This is a genomic window from Lentibacillus halophilus (genome assembly GCF_039522485.1).
Classification (GTDB): domain Bacteria; phylum Bacillota; class Bacilli; order Bacillales; family Amphibacillaceae; genus Lentibacillus; species Lentibacillus halophilus.
Window position 1 is genome coordinate 1 of sequence record NZ_BAAADM010000062.1, and the last position, 534, is coordinate 534.

General features: G+C 47.2%; 1 pseudogene. It reads right to left on the reverse strand.

Annotated elements, in window-relative coordinates:
* Positions 1 to 534, reverse strand: a pseudogene (locus ABDZ72_RS14295) (IS5/IS1182 family transposase); the annotation flags it as partial.

Genomic DNA, 534 nt, shown 5'->3' on the forward strand with positions numbered 1-534 from the left:
GCAATGCTTGCATTGGTCTTTAAAATAACGCCTGACTCAACATCTGCCAGGTTGTGCACAAGGTAACGCGGACAGGCCTCCTGTCCTTTGCTCTTTTTGTACAGACGGGCATCAGGGTCTGTTGTACTACGGTGGGTTTGATTGGAAAATGTTTTACCATGAAAGTCCTCATGGCTGGCACTTTCCTGAAGGTGATCCGATTGGTGATGTTTCTTTGGTTTCGGCGACTGAGGCGTTTGATCATCATTGCTGTCCGGATTGCCTGGTTGGCTCAAAGATGCTTCATCACGTTGCTTTTTATCTTCCAGATAATCTTCAATGGTTTGAACCGGGGCCAGCTCTATGTCTTCCAGACTATGAATGGACGCGTTTGCACGCACTTGTGTGCCATCCACACCGGCATGAACGTTAGGACGAACAAGGCCGGAAGCAATGCACTGATTAACGACATGCATCATGATATCATCAAAAATACCGTGGCGACGCCAAAGTGCTCTTGTTTTAACAAGTGTTGTTCGATCAGGAAGTGAAGAC